Origin of the sequence: Halomonas salsilacus (assembly GCF_051216275.1) — a bacterium.
In the GTDB taxonomy this organism is placed as follows: domain Bacteria; phylum Pseudomonadota; class Gammaproteobacteria; order Pseudomonadales; family Halomonadaceae; genus Halomonas.
Genome location: NZ_JBPKAQ010000028.1, coordinates 1 through 592 on the forward strand (window position 1 = coordinate 1; position 592 = coordinate 592).

The 592-nt window shown below is 67.7% G+C and carries 1 protein-coding gene; it reads right to left on the reverse strand.

Annotation, left to right across the window (positions count from 1 at the left end):
- The coding region (locus ACR80S_RS17165) for an Ig-like domain-containing protein (protein WP_435403914.1) at positions 1 to 340 on the reverse strand (340 nt) is incomplete at its 3' end.
- Between the last annotated feature and the right edge of the window lie 252 nt (positions 341 to 592).

Genomic DNA, 592 nt, shown 5'->3' on the forward strand with positions numbered 1-592 from the left:
CGGTCAGCGTGGCAGTGGCCCGGTCGCCATCCCCGTCCTCGAGGGTGTAGGTGAACACGTCGCTGCCGGTGGCATCGGGATTGGCCACGTAGGTGAAGCTGCCATCGACGTTCAGCGTCAGGGTGCCGTAGCTGCCTTCGATGGCGCTGCCCACGTTGCCCATGACCTCGCCGCCGTCGCTGTCGCCCAGGGCCACGCCGACCACGGCGCCGTCGTCCGCGCGGCTATCGGCGCCCAGCTGGTCGTTCGCCTTGACGTTGCCNACGTAGGTGAAGCTGCCATCGACGTTCAGCGTCAGGGTGCCGTAGCTGCCTTCGATGGCGCTGCCCACGTTGCCCATGACCTCGCCGCCGTCGCTGTCGCCCAGGGCCACGCCGACCACGGCGCCGTCGTCCGCGCGGCTATCGGCGCCCAGCTGGTCGTTCGCCTTGACGTTGCCTTCGGCGGTGTCGCCACTGGTCAGGGTCTCGACGACCACCGGATTTGCCACCGGCACATCGTCGGTGATGGTCACCGACAGGGTGTTGGTCTGGGTGTTACCGAACTGATCGGTGGTCGTGTAGGTGATCTCGTCAACCACCTCGCCCTCGCT